The organism is Rhizobacter sp. P2_H2 (assembly GCF_056403375.1).
Map to the genome: position 1 here is coordinate 1 of NZ_JBFUFP010001566.1, position 889 is coordinate 889.

Here is an 889-nt window from a genome sequence, read left to right on the forward strand (position 1 = left end):
GGCCGCATCGACCCCGGCGCGCGCCTGGGCCACGCGCGCAGCGGCGATCCGCAGGTCGCGGTTGGCCTGCAGCGCGGTCTCGATCAGCGCGTCGAGCTCCGCGCTGCCGAAGTCCCGCCACCAGGCGTCGCCGGCACGGCCAGCCTCGCCCGCAACGGGCGGCGTATCGATGCTCCACGCAGCGGGAAGCGCCAGCGAAGGCTGCGGGGCCACGGCCGATGTGGCGCAGCCTGCCAGGGCCGACAGCAGCGCGACGCAGGCACCGACGTGGGTTCGGGCGAAGGGGGACATGAACGATCTCCGGTTGACGTGTCGATGGTAATTACTTTACTATACGTATAGTACAGTTTCAATCCTCGAGGAGGCCCTCATGACCAACCCACCGGGGCGCAGCAGCTCCCGCGAAAAGCTGCTCGACGCGGCGGCCGAGCTGATCACCCAAGGCAGCGTGCAGGAGCTGACCCTCGAAGCCGTGGCCGCGGCCGCCGGTGTCACCAAGGGCGGYCTGATCTATCACTTCAAGACCAAGGATGACTTGCTCGGCGCACTGGTCGAACGCATGATCGAGCAGCTCGACCAGCGCAGCCGCGACAAGGCAGCCAAACGCGGTGACACCACCAGTGCGCTGCTGCAGGCCCTGGTCGACGACACCTTCGACATGCCGCGCAGCGAGAAGCTGCTGCTGACGAACCTGCTCGCCGCCGTCACGAGCTACCCGCACCTGCTCGGTCCTGTGCAGCAGGCCTACAACCGCCTGTACGGCGAGTTCGTCGACGCCGGCCCGCAGGCCGGCCTGGCGCTCGCCATCGCGGCGGCGCTCGACGGCCTCTCGCTGCTCGAACTGCTGAACCTGCACCAGTTCAGCAAGCGCCAGCGCGAAGCCATGCGC

The 889-nt window shown here is 68.6% G+C and carries 1 protein-coding gene and 1 pseudogene; one reads left to right on the forward strand and one right to left on the reverse strand.

What is annotated here, in order from left to right; all coding sequences use genetic code 11:
* A pseudogene (locus AC1D15_RS34780) lies at window positions 1-291 on the reverse strand (efflux transporter outer membrane subunit); the annotation flags it as partial.
* Window positions 292-370: 79 nt separating this feature from the next.
* Between AC1D15_RS34780 and AC1D15_RS34785 the strand changes: the two are divergent.
* A partial coding sequence (locus tag AC1D15_RS34785) for a TetR/AcrR family transcriptional regulator (RefSeq protein ID WP_477829662.1) occupies window positions 371-889 on the forward strand: 519 nt, incomplete at its 3' end.